The following is a 16,858-nucleotide window of genomic DNA, read 5'->3' on the forward strand; positions in this document are numbered from 1 at the left end:
GCGCCACGAGGCGCAGCCGAACCCGCGCAGACGAGAAGGGAGCACGATCTTGGCGCCCACGGCGATCAACCTGGAGATCACGTTCGACAGGAAGAAGACCACCTACCCCTTCGAGGACAACCCGCACTCCGAGGCCGTCCCGGGCGGGAAGGGGCGGCACCACATCGTCCCGTTCGAGGCCCTCAAGGCGGCCTGGAACACCATGGTCGCGGCGCAGTTCAAGAAGGGTGCCGTCCAGGTCTCGGACGGCGTGAAGCGGTTCCTCCGCAGCGTCCAGGACTCGCTCCCCTCGTTGGAGCCGCTGAAGACCGAAGCGGCCAAGAAGCTCTGGGGCGAGGCGTGGAAGAAACTCGTCGGCCTGCTGAGCGGCCTGCAGAAGGGGGAGTTCGAGCACGATCCCTCGGCCACCGTCGTCCTGCCCGAGGTGCAACTCCTCCAGCTCCTCTACCTGTGGGCGCCCGCCAACATCCATCTCGGGCCCACATCGTCGGACCGCTTCTTCGACCCGGGAGCGAGGTACGAGGCGCAGATCGGAGCGGTCGTGGGCAGCGAGCTCCAACTCCGGTACAGGGAGCTCCACGACTCCATGACGGCCGCCGGCCAGGGGACCGGGGCCGCCCCGGCCGTCAGCGACGCCTTCGCGAAGTACGCGGAGGCCTTCACCATCCCGTACCGGGAGACGAACTGGTACTGCTGGCCCTTCATCCGGAAGAACTGGGTCGAGGTAGGGTCCGGGTACGTCTACTGGGCGATGAACAACAGCAAGAACCTCAACGAGTACATGGCGGTGAACAAGGCCACCACCTCCCGGTGGTCCCTGCGCTCCTACAGCCACCCGACCGACGAACCGAAAAAGAAGTCGAAGCCGAAGCCGGACAAGACCGTCAGGGACTTCGTGAAGCCCGCACCGACGGTCCCCGTCGGCTCGGACGTCCCGGACTCGCTCACCATCGGCACGTCGACCCTGAAGCTGGAGACGTCCTTCGACGAAGGCGGTACCACCCACAAGTCCGGGAGCGTCGTCGGCGTCACGATGGAGCAGCTCGTGACCTGGGTGTCCGACCACTGGGACAGGAACGCCGCCGACCTCGTCCCGTCGGCGCTGAGAACGCTGGAACTCCAGAAGCTCAGCCTGGACGTCTTCACCAACCCCGAGGGCGCGGCATGGACCTTCACCCTGGCGGTGACCGTGGAGGTCGCGGGCCGGGACGCGACGCTCCTGGTGGACCTGGTCCGCGACGGCAAGGCCGTCTCCCTGAGCGCGAGCCTGGGCCTGTCCTGCGAGGAGAGCGTCGTCTGGTTCGGCTGCGAGGTCACCAAGGACGCGTCGATGCTGTGCCTGTCCGGTTCCTGGCGGACCTACGGCCGCTCCCTGACCCTGGCCCAGGTCGCGCACCTGGCCGGGCTGGACCTGTCCAGCACGCACTGACCGGACTCCGGGGGCGGTCAGGGCGCCGTGCCGGGCGACGCCGTGACGGCGGAGGCGAAGTCGGGGTGCACGCCGAGCTGTTCGAGCATGACGCTGAGCCCGACGTAGCAGTTGAACTCCTTGATCTTCCCGTTCCGGACGTACCAGAAGTCGGCGGTGGGGATGCCGAGCCGGGCGCCGACGGCCCGGACGGTGCCGGCGGGCGTCTCGAAGGGGCCGGTGACGGTGCCCTCGATCGTCAGCTCGACGGCGACCACGTCGCCGATGACGTGGACCCGGTGCAGTTCGCGGTGGATGTCGGGCGCGAGCGCGCCCATGAAGGCGACCTGGTCGCCGAGGTGCTCGCCGCGGTAGCTCTCGCCCGCGACGACGTTGTTGAACACCCCGTCCTCGGCGAACAAGTCGATGAAGCCCCGCACGTCGAGGACGTCGCCCTCGGCCGCGTGGTAGGCGGCCCGGACCACGGCCTCCGCGTCGGTGGTCATCGCACTTCCCCTTCCATGAAGGAAATCCGCCAAGCGACTGCTCGGGTTCTCGGTGTCCGACGGTCCGGGCCCCCGTGTCGCCCCGGGGATTCGGGGCGTCAGGGCTTGTGGGGACGGGTCTCGGTCCAATCGACCAGCAGTCGGCGTTCGGCGAAGAGCCAGTCGCCGTCCTGTCTGACGAACCGGTCGAGGTAGCGGATGGACGCGATCATGATCGTGCGCTCGTCGTCCGTACCGAACGAGACGTGGTGTGCCAGGCAGTAGGTCTCGCCCTCGGCCCGGTCGCCGTCGAGGGTCACGGTGCTCTGGCCGTTGAAGTGGGTGGTGGCCCGGTAGCGGTTGAGATCGGCGAAGACCGGCGCGAGGGCGGCGCGTCCGCGCAGCTCCTGGGCCGGTTCGTCGGCCGCGGCGTCCATGTGGACCAGGAAGCGGCTGTCCTCGGTGAACAGGGCTGTCTGGCCCTCGGCGTCCCGGCGGTCCGCGCAGTGCGCGTAGGCGTCGACCAGCCGGCGGATGGCCAGCCGGTCCGCGGCCTCCTGGGACGCGACGGCATCGGGGGAGGGCACATCGGCTCCGATCCTCGCACTGCCTGACACCAGCAGGAGAGCACCGGCTCCGGGCGCCCCGCAACCGGACGAACGGGGCGCCGTCGACGCGTGGCGGCCCTTCCTTGCTCCCGGGCGGCGCCGGAGCCGCGGCGGGTCACCCGCTCGGACCGGCCGGGTGCGGTGTGCCGCCGCGGGCACCGCGTGCCGTCCGGGAGCGGCCGGGCTCCGCGAGCATGGCGCGGAAGGCCGTGGCCACGGCGTCGGGGCGTTCCTGCATGGCGACGTGGCCGGCGTCGGGCAGGGTGAGGAGCCGGACGTCGCGGAAGGCGGCGTAGGCCCGGGCGGCCGTGCGGAAGGGGACGAGGCGGTCGTCGCGGCCGTAGACGAGCAGGGTCGGGGCGGTGACCAGCCGGGCCTGCCGCCAGGCCGGCGCCTCCGCCGGGCGCGGGAGGTGGGCGCGGACGAGGGCGCGCACGCCTTCGGCCACCATGTCGGTGGAGTAGGGGAGTTCGGCGCGGCGCAGGCGTTCGCGCTGTTCCGTCGCGCGTTGGGCGGCGCCGACGCGGGACGGGTCGGCGTAGATCAGGTCGTAGAGGTCGTCGAGCTGGCGCGCGGGGCTCCGGGCGGACTGCAGCCGGGCGTACAGGCGGGGTGCGCCCGGCAGGGCGAGCAGGGAGACCCGCAGGGCCTGGGGCGGCGGGAGCGCGGGCAGGACCGGTGAGACCAGGGTCAGTGTGGAGACCAGCTCCGGACGGTGGGCGGCGAGGTGGAGGGCGGCCAGGCCGCCGAGGGAGTTGCCGACCAGGTGGACGCGGCGGTGCCCGGTGCGGTCGAGGTGGCGGGCGACGGCCGCGGCCTGACACCGGACGCTGACCAGGCCGTCGGGCGGGGGAGCGGAGCGGCCGAAGCCGGGGAGGTCCAGCGCCAGGCAGTGCACCGACGGCCGGAGGCGGTCGACCAGCGCGGCCCAGTTGTGGGTCCAGCCGCCCAGCCCGTGCAGGAGGACCGCGGTGTCGGCGTCCGGGCGGGTGCTGGGTGCGTACTCGGCGGCGAGCGGCTGGTGCATGACGGGTCCGTTCCGTTCCGTGGTGTCAGGTGAGCCCGGCTTCGGCGGACTCCGCGACCGCGAGCCGGTAGTGGTCGACCAGCCGGTCGCCGACCGCCGCCCAGCTCCGCTCGACCACGGCGCTCCGGCCCGCCCGGCCGAGCGTGCGGCGCAGTTCCGCGTCCCGGGCGAGCCGCTCCACCGCCTCCCGGAAGCCGGAGCCCGCGCCGGGCGGGACGAGGAAGCCGGTGCGTCCGGGGCGGACGAGGTCCAGCGGTCCGCCGACCGCCGGGGCGACCACGGGCAGTCCGCTGGCCATGGCCTCCTGGAGGGTCTGGCCGAAGGTCTCGAACGGCCCGGGGTGGGCGAACACGTCGAACGAGGCGTACAGCCGGGCGAGTTCGTGCCCGGTGCGGCGGCCCAGGAAGAGCGCGTCGGGCAGCGCGGCGGCCAGCCGGGCGCGGCAGGGGCCGTCGCCGACGATCACCAGCCGTACCCCCGGGAGCCGGGACGCCTCGGCCAGCCGGTCGATCTGCTTCTCCTGCGCCAGCCGTCCGACGTAGCCGACCAGGACCTCGCCGGGCCGGCCGAGCCGTCGGCGCAGGGCCTCGTCCCGGTGGCCGGGGTGGAACCGTACGCAGTCGACGCCGCGCGGCCACAGGTGGACCCGGGGGATGCCGTGGGCCGTCAGGGCGTCGAACGAGGACCGGGACGGCACGAGGGTCCGTACGGCCGCCGCGTGGATCCGCCGCAGCCGCCACCAGGCCAGCCGGGCCCCGGCCGCGCCGGCGAAGGGCAGGTAGACGCGGGCGTAGGCGGCGAGATCGGTCTGGTAGACGGCGACGGCGGGGACGCCCGCGCGCCCGGCCGCCGCGGCTCCGGCGGCCCCGAGCACGAACGGGCCGGCCAGGTGGACCACGTGCGGGCGGTGCCGCGCGATGGCGTCGGCCACCTGGCGTCCGGGCAGGGCGATCCGCACCTCCGGGTAGCCGGGCAGCGGGAGGGAGGGGACCCGGACCACCTCGCAGCCGCACCCGGCGGAGCGGTGCCCGTACCCAACGGAGCGGTGTTCGCCCGCGCCTCGCGGCGTCGCCGGGGTCACCACGAGCGGGATGTGCCCACGGGACAGGAGGTGTTCGGTGGTGCGGAGCACGCTGTGGGCCACGCCGTTGAGCTGCGGGGCGAAGGACTCGGTGACGATCACCACCCGCAGCCGCCCGCCGTCCGGGGCCGGACCCGCCCCGGCGGGCGCCGCTGCCCTGGACAGCCCGCTCACCGCGCGGCCTCCGGCGCGGCCGCGGCCCCCGGGCGGGCCGGGACGGAGCGGCCGACCTCGCGCAGGTCCCGCAGCACCTCCCGGAAGCAGCCGGTCAGTCCCGCCTCCGCGTACGGCACGCCGACCTCCGCGCAGTAGGCGCGCACCAGGCGTGAGGCCGGACGCAGCGCCGCCACCGGCATGGCGGGGAACAGGTGGTGCTCGATCTGGTAGCCGAGCCCGCCGAAGAGGAAGTGGACGAACCGGCCCGCCCGCAGGTTGCGGGAGGGCAGCACCTGCCGCCGCAGGAAGTCGGTGCGCCCGGCGTCCGGGCCGGTCAGCGGCATGCCCTTGTGGTTGGGGGCGAAGACGCAGCCCAGGTAGACGCCGAGCAGCGCCCCGAACAGGACGGTGAAGGCGAGCGCCTGGAGCGGAGCGAGGACGACGACCGTGACGGCCGCGGCGAGGACGTGGTGCAGAAGGGCGAGGGTGCGCTCCAGGGCCGGGCGGCGGACGGTGCCGCGGACGAGGGTCACACCGGTGGCGACCAGCAGGCCGAGCGCCTGGAGGGACAGCAGCGGGAAGAACAGCTCTGCCTGGTACCGCGCCACGAGCCGCCGCAACCCCCTGGTCCGCCGGGCCTGTTCGGGGCTGCGGACGAAGAGCAGGGAGTCGGCGGCCGGGTCGCGGCCCACCCGGTTCGGGTGGGCGTGGTGCCGGTTGTGGTCCTCGACCCACCAGCCGTAGCTCATGCCGACCACCAGGTTGCCCAGCACGACGCCCACCAGGTCGGTCGTCCGGCGGTCGGCGAACACCGCGCGGTGCGCGACGTCGTGGCCGAGCAGCGCCAACTGGCCGAACACCAGGGCGAACAGCGGCGCCAGGCCGAGCTGCCACCAGCTCGCGCCGAGCATCACGAAGCAGACCAGCAGCCCCGCCAGCGCCGCGGCCAGCACCGCACCGCGGCACGCGTAGTACAGCGGGCGCCGACGCAGCAGACCGGCCAGGGCCACCCGCCGGTACAGCTCGGCGAACTCACCGCGCCGGGCGGTCCCGTCAGCCGCGGGGTCCTGAACGGTCATGCCACCCCTCCGGTTTCGGCGCGCCCCGGCCGCCCGGGGCCACACGGCGTTCCCCTGGTGGGGAGGGCTCGATTCTTCCGGGCCCGAACCGTCACCGTTCCGCACTGGCGGCGGGAGTGGTCCGATCGGGTGAGCGGCCATGGCTCGTACCAGGCCCGACGTTCGACGGTCGATGACCCGCGCGACCCGCTGCCGGAACGGAGACCCATCGTGACGCCGACCACCCGTGCCGTCCGGTTCCCGGTCCACCGCACCGGGAGGGGCGGTGCGGTGAACCCGGTCCCGTATGGGTGTCACATGACGCGCTTCATCACGATCGTGTGCCGGGTGAAGGGCGAGGTGCTGTCACCCCAGGACAGGACGGCGAAGACCTCGCCGCCGGGGAAGCCGTGGATCTCGGGCGCGGCCGAGGAGGGGGAGGGGCCGCCGGATCTGCGCTTCCCGAGCCGGACGCGGACAACGGGTTGCCGTCACCGGAAGGTGTCATCGGCCGCGGGGGCCGAGTGGGCGGCGGCTGGGCCCAGGAGGCTCTGGAGGCGGTGGGCGAGGTCGTTGATGCTGCCGGCGTTGACGACCTCGATGGTGGGGAGGTCGATGCCCAGTTCGCGTTGGAGGGCGACGACCAGTTCGGTGGCCATGAGGGAGTCCAGGCCGAGCGCGTCGAGCCCCCGGGACCGGTCGACGCGGTCGGGCGGGCGGTGGGTGATGTGGGCGACGAGGGCCGCGAGCAGGTCGGCGACTTCTGCCCGGTTGAGGGCGGGGGCGTCCTCGGGTCCGTGGGGGCGTCGGGCGAGGGTGTGGACGTTGCCGGGATCCTGGGCGGGCAGGACGGCGGTGAAGCGTGGTGCGCGGACGGTGGGCAGGACCGTGGCGAGGCGGGCGAAGTCGAAGTGACCGACCAGGAGGGCGGATCGCTCGTGGTCGTCGACCGGGGACCGGGTGTCGGTGTCGCCGGGCTCGCGGTCCGGGCGGGTCATGAGGTCTTCGAGGGCGGCGAGGATCCGGTCGGTGCGCATGGGGGCGAGGCCCATCCGTTCCAGTACCTGGCTGACCTCCTCGTACGCCGCGCTGCCGATCTCGCCGATGAGTCCCCAGCCGATGGACAGGCCTGGCAGACCGGCGGCCCGGCGGGCGCGGACGACACCCTCCATGGCGAGGTTGCCGGCGGCGTAGGCGGCCTGGGCACGGTGGCCGACGGTGGCGGAGACGGAGGAGTGGACGACGAAGAATTCCAGCGGGAGGCGGCGGCTGAGACGGTCCAGGAGCAGGGTGCCGCGGAGTTTCGGGGCGAGGACCGATTCGACGGTCGCGTCGTCCAGCTCGGTCAGCAGGGCATCGCCCACGGTCATGGCGGAGTGGACGATGCCGCGCAGGGGGTGCCCGGTGGCGGCGATGCGGGCGAGGACGTCGTCGAGTGCGTCGGGGTCGGCGACGTCCGCCGCGTACGCCGTGGCGGTGGCGCCCGTGCGGGCCAGCGCGGCCACGAGACCGTCGGCGCCCGGCGTGGCGGAGCCGCGGCGGGAGAGCAGAGCCAGGTGGCGGGCTCCGCGCTGGGCGAGGAAGCCGGCGACCTCGGCGCCGAGGCCGGTGAGACCACCGGTGACGAGGTAGGTGGCGGCGGGGTCGCAGACGAGGCGGCGAGGCGGTTCGGAAAGACGCGGTGCGGAGTCGAGGGCGACGACCACCTTGCCGACGTGGTGCGAGCGGCGCAGCCGGGCGAACGCGTCCGTCACGTCGTGGGCGGGGTGGAGGTGGTACGGCAGCGGGCGGTAGACGCCCTGCCGGACGCGCCGGGTGAGGGTCTCGAAGTGGCGGGCGGACAGCTCCGGTTGCCGGGCGAGCAGTTGGAGGGCGTCGACGGCGTGGAACGACAGGTTGTTGCGGAAGGCGCGCAGGGCCAGCCGACCGCCGGTGTGGATGTCGCGCTTGCCCAGTTCGACGAGGCGGCCACCGGGGCGGAGCACGTCGAGGTTTCGGCTGATGGCCTCACCGGCGAGCGAGTTGAGGACGACGTCGACGCCCTCGCCGCCGGTGAGTTCCCGTACCTGGTCGGCGAAGGCGAGGGTGCGGGAGTCCAGGACGTGTTCGGCGCCCAGCAGTTCGAGCAGGTTGCGCTTGGCGGGGCTGCCGGCCGTCGCGATGACCCGGGCTCCGACGTGGTGGGCGTACTGGAGGGCGGCGAGTCCCACGCCGCCGGCGGCGCCGTGCAGGAGGAGCGTCTCCCCGGCGGTGAGGCGGGCCAGGTGCTCCAGGGAGTGCTGGACGGTGAAGAAGGCGACGGGCAGGGTCGCGGCCTCGGTGAACGTCATGCCGTCCGGCATGCGTCCGGTGGCTGCCGCGGGCACGACGAGGTGTGAGGACAGTGCTCCGGGCACGCAGGCGAAGACGCGTTCCCCCACCCGGAGGGAGGTTCCCTCCCCGACGGCGGTGACGATGCCGGCGGCCTCCAGCCCGAGGCTGTGCTCGCCGGGCGGGGAGGGCTCCGCGCCCGGCGGCAGCGAGCCGGTGGCCAGCAGCACGTCACGGTAGTTGAGCCCGGCCGCCCGCACCTCGACCACGAGCTCGCCGGGACCGGGTGCCGGCGGGTCGGATGCCGGGATCCAGTTGAGGGAGTGTCCGAGGCCCGGCCGTCGCAGGCGCAGGCGGTACGGGCGCCGGCCCGCGGGGGCGGTCGGCGCGGGCAGTTCGCGCAGCCGGGGGACGAACCGCCCGGCCGGGGTGAGGACGATCTCGTCCTCCGTCGTCGGCGTCGTCAGCTCGACGGCCAGCCGCCGTGCGTCGAGCGGCGCGGACGGCCCCGGTTCGAACGCCAGCCGTCGGACGCCCGGCCGGGGCTTCTCGTTGGCGAGGCTGCGCGACACCGCCCAGGGCACGCAGTCCGGGGGGAAGGGTTGGGCGCCCGCCGTGGGCAGCGCGCCGGACGGGCGGGTGACCAGCCACAGCAGGGGGTCGACGGTGGGCGGGAGCTGGGCGCAGGCCTGGGCCACGGCGCGCAGCACGGCGGTGCGGGTCACGGCCTCGTCCAGCGTCTCCCGGCCGTCGTCGGGTGCCGTCAGCGTCTCCCGGTTGTTGTCGGGTGCCGTCACCCCGGAGCCGCTGGAGTCCGTGTACAGGAGGACCAGGGCGGGGCGCGCCGGGTCGGCGCGCAGGTGCCCGGCCCATTCCTCGGGGTCGGTCGTGGCCCGGACGACGCTCACCGGGGCGGGGCCCGTGGCGCGCAGCGCGGCGAGGAGCGACTGGGCGAGCGGGGTGCCGGGGCGCTCGGCCGCGATGATCCACGAGGTCGTGGGGGCGGGGGGTGCCGGTTGTGCGGGGGTGCCGGTGACCGCACGTGTGTGGTCGGAGGGCTGGGCGGCGGCGCGTCGGGCGACGAGGACGGAGTAGTCGGTCTCGCCGCGGTCGGCGTCCGACCCGTCCTCGCCGAGTCCGGCCGCGGCGTCGAAGCCCTGGCCGGTGAGCAGGTCCTGCCACTGCGTGGCGGTCAGGAGCGGGGAGTCGGGGCGCAGGTCCGGGTCGTCGGTGTGCCAGAAGCTCTTCAGGGGACCGAAGCAGGGCAGCAGACGGTCGAGGGCGTGGGTCTCGACGGTCACCAGGTGCCCGCCCTCGGCGAGCAGGCGTGCGACCCGTCCCGTGCTCTCGCGCAGCCGTGCGGTGGCGTGCAGGACGTTGCCGGCCACGACGAGGTCGTACGAACCCGGCCGGTATCCCTGGGATTCGGGGTCGCGGTCCAGGTCGAACGTCCGGTGGGCGATGGTGTCGTGACCGGCGAAGCGGGCACGGGCGCGCGGGAAGAACGTGTCGGACAGGTCGGTGAAGGTGTACTGGGTGCGCCCCGGCGGCAGGACGTCGAGGAGCGCCGTGGTCAGGCCTCCGGTGCCGGCGCCGACTTCCAGGACGCGCAGCGGGCGGCCGGCGGGCCAGTGCCGGGTGAGCTCGCGGACGACGCCGGCGGCCAGGGCGTTGCAGCGCCGCGTGACGGTGGTGGCGGCGTAGTAGTCCTCGATCCAGTGGCGGGTGTTCTCGTCGAAGAGCAGGGCCACGGCGTCCCTGCGGCCGAGCAGCACCTCGGGCAGCACGGCGCCGCAGTGGGAGTGCAGGACGGCTTCGGTGGCGCACTCCGGGTGTGCTCGCACCAGCCGCGCGAGGGCGGCGCCGGGATCGGGGCGCACGGCCGCCGTCCAGGTGCCGTCGTCGCCGCGTCCCAGGACGCCCGCGCGTTCGGCCTGGCGGAGCGAGGCGTGCACCAGGCGGCGGTGGACCGGGAGCACACCGGCGGCGATCAGGCTCTCGGGGGTGTAGGAGGCGGCGTCGGGGGCCACGGTACGGACGGCGCGGAGGGTGAAGTGCGCTGCGAGCCGATCGGCCAGCATCGTGGCGTCGGCGTACCGTTCGGTGTCCCAGGCCGGTCCGTCGAGTGCGTGCCGGGCCGCGCGGACCAGGTCGCGGGGTGCGGGGATTCCGGGTGGGGGCGCGAGGGGCCCGGGGTGGTGGCCGGGCGACGCGCGCAGGACCGTCGTGAGGTGGGCGGGTGCGGTGCCGGTGCCGGTGCCGGTGGCCTCGAAGCGGCGCAGTCGGCAGCCGTCGGCTTCGGCGGTGACCCGGCCCCGGTCGTCGAGCAGGCGGATGTCCCAGCACACCTCGCGTGAGCTCGCGTCGCGGTGGCGTACGTGCACCCAGCCCTCGGCGGGTGCTTCCTCCCACACGCGCAGGGCGGCGACGGCCGAGGGGAGGAAGAGGGTGTCGGGCCCGTCGGCGCCCTGGGCGAGCAGGGGCGCGCCCGCCTGGAGCGCGCCGTCGAGCAGCACGGGGTGCAGGACGTACGCCGCTCGGCCGTCCGGGTCCGGCAGGGCGTAGCGGGCGAGGATCTCGCCGTCGCCGACGCGCAGGGCGGTGAGGACTTCGAAGGCGGGGCCGTAGGCGATGCCCGCGGCGGCGGCGCGGGCCCGGGCCTCGCTCGCGCGGACCGCGCCGGTGAGGCGGGCCCGCAGCGCGGTGAGGTCCTCGGCCGGAGGGCGTTCCCGCAGGAGGCGGCGGATCACCCCGCGTGCGTGGTGGCGCCAGGGGCCGGTGCCGTCGCGGCTCGCGATGCGGACGGTGCCGTCGGCCGCGTCGAGCGAGGTCTGGAGGCGGATGTCCATGGCGGGGTCGTCGAACGGCAGGGGGAGGGCGCGTTCGACGGCCAGGTCCTCCAGTTGCACGGGGCCTTGGTGGTGGAGGCGGCCCGCGCCCAGGGCCGCTTCGGCGAAGGCGGCGGCGGGCAGGACGACGGCGCCGGTGACGACGTGGTCGGCGAGCCAGCGGTCCCGGCTCGGGTCGATCCGCAGTTGCCACAGCGGCTCGGGGTGGGAGGTGCGTTCGCCGAGCAGGGGGTGGTGGCGCCGGCCGTCGCCGCAGCCGTGCCCGAACCAGTCGGGGGAGCCGTGCCAGTGGCGTTCCCGCTGCCAGGGGTAGGCGGGCAGGCTCAGCACCCGGCCCGGTACGGGGAAGAAGGCGCGGGTGTCGGTCCGGGCGCCGGCGGCGAGCAGCGCGGCGACGGTCCGTTCCAGGGCCTCGACGTCGGCGCGGCCCCGCGCGAGGGTGGGCAGGACCACGGTGGGGGCTGTGCGGTCGTCGGCGAGGACGCGGCGCAGGTAGTGGCCGAGGACGGGGTGCGGGCCGATCTCCACGAAGGCGTCGCAGCCCTGGTCGGCCAGTGCCCGCACCGCGTTCGGCAGCAGCACCGGGCGGCGGACGTTGTCCCACCAGTACCGCGCCGTCAGGCCCTGGCCCGGCTGCGGGGCACCGGTCACGGTGGAGGCGAACGCGGTCCGCGCGGGGCCCGGCCGCAGTCCGTCCAGGGCCGTGAGCAGGTCCTTCTCGATGGGGTCCATGCGGGCGGTGTGGAAGGCGTGGTCGAGCTCCAGCAGACGGAAGTGGACGCCCTGCCGGGCCAGTCGGCGGGCCAGTCGGCGGAGGGCGGCCTCGTCACCGGCGACCGTGACGTCCTGCGGGCTGTTGACGGCGGCCACCTCCAGGGCGTCGCCGAAGGCCGACAGCTCCTCCCGTGCCCGGTCGGGGGTCAGGCCCACGGCCGCCATGCGCCCGGACCCGGCCGTACGGGCCTGGGCCCGGCTGCGGTGGGCGACGACCCGGGCGGCGGCGGCCAGGTCCAGGGCGCCGCAGGCGTGGGCGGCGGCGACCTCGCCCACGCTGTGCCCGGCCACGCCCGCCGGGCGCACCCCGTACGCGGCCAGCGCCGCCGTGAGCCCCACCTGCACGGCGAAGAGCAGTGGTTGGGCCACTTCCGTCCGTGCCTGCCGGGCGGCATCGGTGCCGTGCGCCAGTTCGTCGAGGACCGACCAGCCGAGCAGCGGGGCCAGGGCCGCGTCCACCTCGCCGACGGCGTGCCGGAAGGCGGCCGCCCCGCCGGCCGCCCCGCCGGCCGTTGGAGCGGTCAGCAGCTGACGCCCCATGCCGGCCCACTGGGCGCCGTTGCCGCAGTAGACGAAGGCGACCGCGCCGCTCGCCGGCACCGGTACGGGCGGGGCGTCGGCCACGTCGCGCAGACGGGCGGCGGCGGTCCGGGCGTCCGAGGCGACGACGGCCGTGCGGAAGGGATGCCGACCGCGCCGCACCGTCGTGGTGTGGGCGAGGTCGTAGAACGCGCGGTCGTCCACCGTGTCGAGGTGGTCGGCGAGTTCGGCGGCGGCCCGGGGGAGCGCGGCGGCGGAGCGGGCACTGACCAGGACGGGGCGGGGGCCGGCCGGGGGACTGTTCCGCGGGGGCGGGGTGGGTGCCGGGGCGAGGACGGCGTGGGCGTTGGAGCCGCCGAACCCGAAGGAGTTCACGCCGACCAGCCCGCCCGGACCGGCGGAGAGCGGTACGGGCGCGGTCACGGGCGCCAGGCCCAGGCCGGAGAAGTCGATGGCCGGGTTGACCGGCAGCCCGTGCAGGGACGGCGGGAGGACGCGGTGCCGTAGGACGAGGAGCGCCTTGAGCAGCCCCGCCAGGCCCGAGGCGGATTCCAGGTGCCCGAGGTTGGTCTTGACCGACCCGATCGGCAGCGGCCGCCGGGGCGAGCACCGGCTCGTCAGGGCCGTCGCCACGGCTTCGCACTCCAGCGGGTCGCCGACCGGGGTGCCCGTGCCGTGCGCCTCCAGGTACAGCAGCTCGCGGGCGTCCGGGCCGGGCGTGCCGTACACCCGGCGCAGGAGGGCGGCCTGGGCCCGCGCGCTGGGCTGGGCCAGGCCCGGGGTGCGGCCGTCGCTGTTGATGCCGGTGGCCACGATCACGCCGTGGACGCGGTCGCCGTCGGCGAGGGCCCGGTCGAGGGGTTTGAGGACGAGCACCACCCCGCCCTCGGCCCGTACGAACCCGTCGGCGGCGGCGGAGAAGGCCCGGCAGCGGCCGGTGGGCGAGAGCATCGAGGCTTTGGCGAAGCCGACGAACTCGTGCGGACCGATCAGGATGTTGACCCCGGCGGCGAGGGCCAGTCCTCCGCCGGAGGCGAGGAATCCGCAGGCCTGGTGAAGGGCCGTCAGGCTGGAGGAGCAGGCGGTGTCCACGGCCAGGCTCGGGCCGCGCAGGTCGAAGGCGTGCGAGAGCCGGCCCGCGGTGTTGCCGCTCGCCAGGCCGGTCATCGTGTGCCGGTCGACCGTCTCCAGCCGGCTCAGCTGGAGGTTGCCGTAGGCGTGGTTGGACACCCCGACGAAGACCCCGGTGTCGGAACCGGCGAGCTTCTCGGGGGCCAGGCCGGCGTCGTCCAGGCTCTCCGCCGCCAGTTCCAGCAGCAGCCGCTGCTGCGGATCCATGCGGGCCGCCTCGCGCGGGGACAGGGAGAAGTACTCCGCGTCGAAGCCCGCGATGTCGTCGAGCACTCCGGCCGCCGCCGTGTAACTCCGCCCCGGGCGAAGCGGGTTCGCGTCCGTGAACTCCTGCGCGTCGAAGCGCTCGGCGGGCATCCGGGTGACCAGGTCCCTGCCCTCGATCAGGGCCGACCACAGGGAATCGAGGTCGTTCAGGTTGCCGGGGAGACGGCAGGAGAGCCCGACGACCGCCACATCGTGCACGTGGACGCCGCCACTACCACGGATGTCCGCCGCACGTTCCATCGCCGCTCCCCCTCAACGCCCCGATCCGATGCGGCCCGATCCTTCCCCGCGCGGACGCCCGGGTATCCGGAGATGCCCGGTGATCCTCCGATAGAGTGATGCCGTGAGAGGCGGAGCGCTCGGCGACGGCCCGTTGTGGGACCTGTCGGCCGGGACGGGATGGTCCGAAGCCGAAGTCGCCGTACTGCTGCTCCCCGGAGTGGGCGGGGGCGTCGCCGACTTCGCGCTGTGGCCACGTCATCTCACCTCCGCGGTCCGGGCTTTGACCGCGCGGTACCCCGGCCGGGGCGGCACCGACGCGCGGGAGCCGGCCGCCGATCTCGCCGACTTCGCCGCCCACCTGGCCGAGGCCGTGGCCTTCCACGTGACGGAGCCCTTGGTGATCCTCGGGCACAGCATGGGGGCCGTCATCGGGTACGAGGTCGCCTGGCACCTGGAACGACGCGGGCGCCCGGCCCTCGCCCTGCACGTGTGCGCCGCCTTCTCCCCGCCCGAGTACGCCGCCTTCGACCTGAACTGCCGTTCGCTGACCGATGGTTCCCTGGCCGAACTGGCCGACGCCCTGGCCATCCCGCTCCCCGGCGACGAACGTGCGCCGGAGCGACGCGTGGCGCTACGAGCCGTCCGCTCCGACCTCACCCTGATCGACGCCTACGGCTACGGGCCGAGCCCGAGGGCCCTGGAGTACCCCGTCACCGTATGGACGGCCCGCGACGACACCATCGTCCCCGCCGCCTCGGCACCGCTCTGGCAGCCGATGACCCGCCACCCCCTCGTTCACCACGTCCTTCCCGTCCCCCACCACTGCCTCGACTTCCCGCAGGCCATCGCCCCGATCGCGGGCGCCCTGCGCGGCGGTCTCCAGCACCCTCGATAGCCCTCGATGGTGTGTGCTGCGTGTCGGCAGTACCGCGGGGCGGGGAACCCGGCGGCGCGAGGGTTCCCCGCCGTCGTCCGGCCGTCGTCACCGGGCCGCGTGTGCGGCCTCCAGCCAGTTGAGGAACTCGCAGGCGAAGTGCCACTGGTGGCCGGTGAAGACGTGCTCGGGGGCGCTCGCGGGGAACCGGATCGTCAGGCGGACGCGCAGGCCGCGCGGGCCGTCGCCGAACTCGTGCATGACGCGGCAGATCTCGGTGCCGTCCGTGAGCCGTCCGGTGCCGCCGATCCGGACGGGGTAGGTCTCGTGGCCCTCGTCGGCGATCGCGACGCCGTCGTGGAAGGTGAGGAAGAAGCGCAGCGGTCCGGAGCCGATGGTCTCGATGATCTCGACCACCCCGTCGGCGGAGGCGGCGAGGTAGTGCTCCGGGTTGGCCGCGAGCAGCGCCGTCCGGTCGCCGCTCGCGAGCCGGCCCTGCCACCAGGTCAGGAACTCCTCGGCGGTGGTCCCGCCGATCTCCATCTCGGTCACGGCGGACCGCCAGGCGCCGCCCGAGGCGTCCGGCAGCGGAGCCATGGCCTCGTCCGCCACCCGGAGGTCCTCGGTGAGCAGTTCCCGCATCAGCTCGTCGCCGATCCGGTTCTTGAGCAGGGCGAGCGCGTTGCGGGCACGGTCCAGTTCCCACCGGCGGATGTCGTCCTGCGTGTACTCGGTGCCGTCGATCACGGTCCGAACGTTCAGCGCGCCGTTCATGGCGTGCTCCTTCCGGCGAGATGGAACCCTTAATGGGAGAATTTTCCTCCGCTTCTAGAACGATAGCATAGGCGGAGAGAATCTCTCCGGTTTGGTGGGGTGCGGGAACGCGGTGCGCCGTGCGGGCGGGCGCGGCGCCGTAGGCTGCCGGGCCGTACGGCCCGCTCGCGGTGGGCGGTCTGGTCCCGCTCCTCCGCGGTGGCGGCAGTGTCCCGCCCGAACTGTTCAAGGCCGTCGAACAGGGCGCCGCCGTCTCGCCCCTGCTCGCGACCGTCGGCCGAGGGCCCGCGCGGAGCGTGGTGCGGCGGCGCCGCCGCCGGCCCGGCCGACGCGCGGCCCTGCGGCCGGCGGTGGTTCCCGCCGGCCGGCCGCCGTCTTCGGTGTCGGGGTTTCAGAGGCCGAACCGGGCGCGGTGGGTGGTGGGGACGAGGTCGGTGTACTCGGGGTGCTTGGTGATCCAGCCGCGGATGAAGGGGCAGTAGGGGAGGACGGCGAGCTGCTGGTCGCGTGCCGTGTCCAGGGCGGCGCGGGCCAGCCGTCCGGCGAGGCCGCGGCCCTCGAAGCGGGGGTCGATCTCGGTGTGGATGAAGGCGATCTCGTTGCCGGACCGGTGGTACTCGGCGAAGCCGGCGAGTTCGCCGTCGTCGTGGATCTCGAAGCGGGACTTCTCGGCGTTGTCGGTGACGGTCGGCTCCATGGTGTTCCTCCTCGTGCGTTCGGATTGCCTGGTCGGCACCGCCAACTATAGTTGAAAACTAAACATTTGTCTCCGACGGGTGTGCGACGGCGGCCGGTGTGCCGTTCGACGAGGCCGTCCGGGCCCCGGCTTTCACTCTTTCGAAGGGCCTGGGCGGCGGATCCACCCACGGTGCCTGCCCGACCGTCAGGATCCTGTACCGACCAGCGGAGCCCCATCGGAGCAAGGAGCACACCATGACCTTCCTCGCCATCAACAGCGCGGGCGAAGACGAGAACAGCGACGACGAGGGTTCCGCGGACAAGGAGGCGGAGGTGCGGGACCTGGTCCGCGATGTCGCCCAGCGGGACGACGTTCCCCAGGATCTGAGGCAGCGCGCCCAGGCGATCACGGGGCAGTAGGAGCCGGTACCGGTACGACCCGGTACCGGTACCGGTACGACCCGCGCTCCCGCCACTGCTGTCGCGGGGGGGCCGGCGCCCCCCCGCGCCCCGGCCCCCCCCCCCCCCCCGCCGCGCCCCCCCCGCGGGGGGGGGCCCCCCGGGTAAACCCCCCCCCCACAAATAGCCCGCCGCCCCCGGGGGGGCCCAGAACGGT

The 16,858-nt window shown here is 74.5% G+C and carries 11 protein-coding genes; 3 read left to right on the top strand and 8 right to left on the bottom strand.

Annotated elements, in window-relative coordinates; all coding sequences use genetic code 11:
* Positions 1–49: 49 nt before the first annotated feature.
* Complete coding sequence (locus ACFRAR_RS15915; protein WP_380698651.1) at positions 50–1,429, top strand: hypothetical protein; 1,380 nt, start codon at positions 50–52, stop codon at positions 1,427–1,429.
* Positions 1,430–1,446: 17 nt separating this feature from the next.
* On the opposite strand, the gene ACFRAR_RS15920 is transcribed toward ACFRAR_RS15915, so the two are convergent.
* The 6 genes from ACFRAR_RS15920 to ACFRAR_RS15945 form a co-directional block, all read right to left on the bottom strand.
* Positions 1,447–1,914: an ester cyclase gene (locus ACFRAR_RS15920; protein ID WP_380698652.1), complete on the bottom strand. Its 468-nt coding sequence runs from the start codon at positions 1,912–1,914 to the stop codon at positions 1,447–1,449.
* 98 nt (positions 1,915–2,012) lie between these two features.
* Complete coding sequence (locus ACFRAR_RS15925; RefSeq protein WP_380698653.1) at positions 2,013–2,480, bottom strand: nuclear transport factor 2 family protein; 468 nt, start codon at positions 2,478–2,480, stop codon at positions 2,013–2,015.
* Positions 2,481–2,616: 136 nt separating this feature from the next.
* On the bottom strand, positions 2,617–3,528 hold the full coding sequence (locus ACFRAR_RS15930; RefSeq protein WP_380698654.1) for an alpha/beta fold hydrolase: 912 nt from the start codon (positions 3,526–3,528) through the stop codon (positions 2,617–2,619).
* A gap of 25 nt (positions 3,529–3,553) precedes the next feature.
* Complete coding sequence (locus ACFRAR_RS15935; RefSeq protein ID WP_380698678.1) at positions 3,554–4,720, bottom strand: glycosyltransferase family 4 protein; 1,167 nt, start codon at positions 4,718–4,720, stop codon at positions 3,554–3,556.
* Between the two features lie 59 nt (positions 4,721–4,779).
* The gene (locus ACFRAR_RS15940) at positions 4,780–5,844 is read right to left on the bottom strand and encodes an acyl-CoA desaturase (protein WP_380698655.1); all 1,065 of its coding nucleotides are present in this window, start codon (positions 5,842–5,844) and stop codon (positions 4,780–4,782) included.
* A 470-nt stretch (positions 5,845–6,314) separates the two neighbouring features.
* The gene (locus ACFRAR_RS15945; RefSeq protein ID WP_380698656.1) at positions 6,315–13,934 is read right to left on the bottom strand and encodes an SDR family NAD(P)-dependent oxidoreductase; all 7,620 of its coding nucleotides are present in this window, start codon (positions 13,932–13,934) and stop codon (positions 6,315–6,317) included.
* Positions 13,935–14,037: 103 nt separating this feature from the next.
* Between ACFRAR_RS15945 and ACFRAR_RS15950 the strand changes: the two genes are divergently transcribed.
* On the top strand, positions 14,038–14,811 hold the full coding sequence (locus ACFRAR_RS15950) for a thioesterase II family protein (protein ID WP_380698657.1): 774 nt from the start codon (positions 14,038–14,040) through the stop codon (positions 14,809–14,811).
* 87 nt (positions 14,812–14,898) lie between these two features.
* Here the strand turns inward: ACFRAR_RS15950 and ACFRAR_RS15955 are convergent, their stop codons facing one another.
* Both ACFRAR_RS15955 and ACFRAR_RS15960 read right to left on the bottom strand, forming a co-directional pair.
* A complete protein-coding gene (locus ACFRAR_RS15955) occupies positions 14,899–15,564 on the bottom strand; it encodes a hypothetical protein (protein ID WP_380698658.1) in 666 nt (221 codons plus the stop codon).
* Positions 15,565–15,955: 391 nt separating this feature from the next.
* The gene (locus ACFRAR_RS15960) at positions 15,956–16,261 is read right to left on the bottom strand and encodes a GNAT family N-acetyltransferase (RefSeq protein ID WP_380698659.1); all 306 of its coding nucleotides are present in this window, start codon (positions 16,259–16,261) and stop codon (positions 15,956–15,958) included.
* Positions 16,262–16,497: 236 nt separating this feature from the next.
* On the opposite strand from ACFRAR_RS15960, the gene ACFRAR_RS15965 reads away from it, so the two are divergent.
* Complete coding sequence (locus tag ACFRAR_RS15965; RefSeq protein ID WP_380698660.1) at positions 16,498–16,662, top strand: hypothetical protein; 165 nt, start codon at positions 16,498–16,500, stop codon at positions 16,660–16,662.
* Positions 16,663–16,858: the final 196 nt, after the last annotated feature.

The sequence above is a fragment of the Kitasatospora sp. NPDC056651 genome, assembly GCF_042792155.1.
Taxonomy (GTDB): domain Bacteria; phylum Actinomycetota; class Actinomycetes; order Streptomycetales; family Streptomycetaceae; genus Kitasatospora.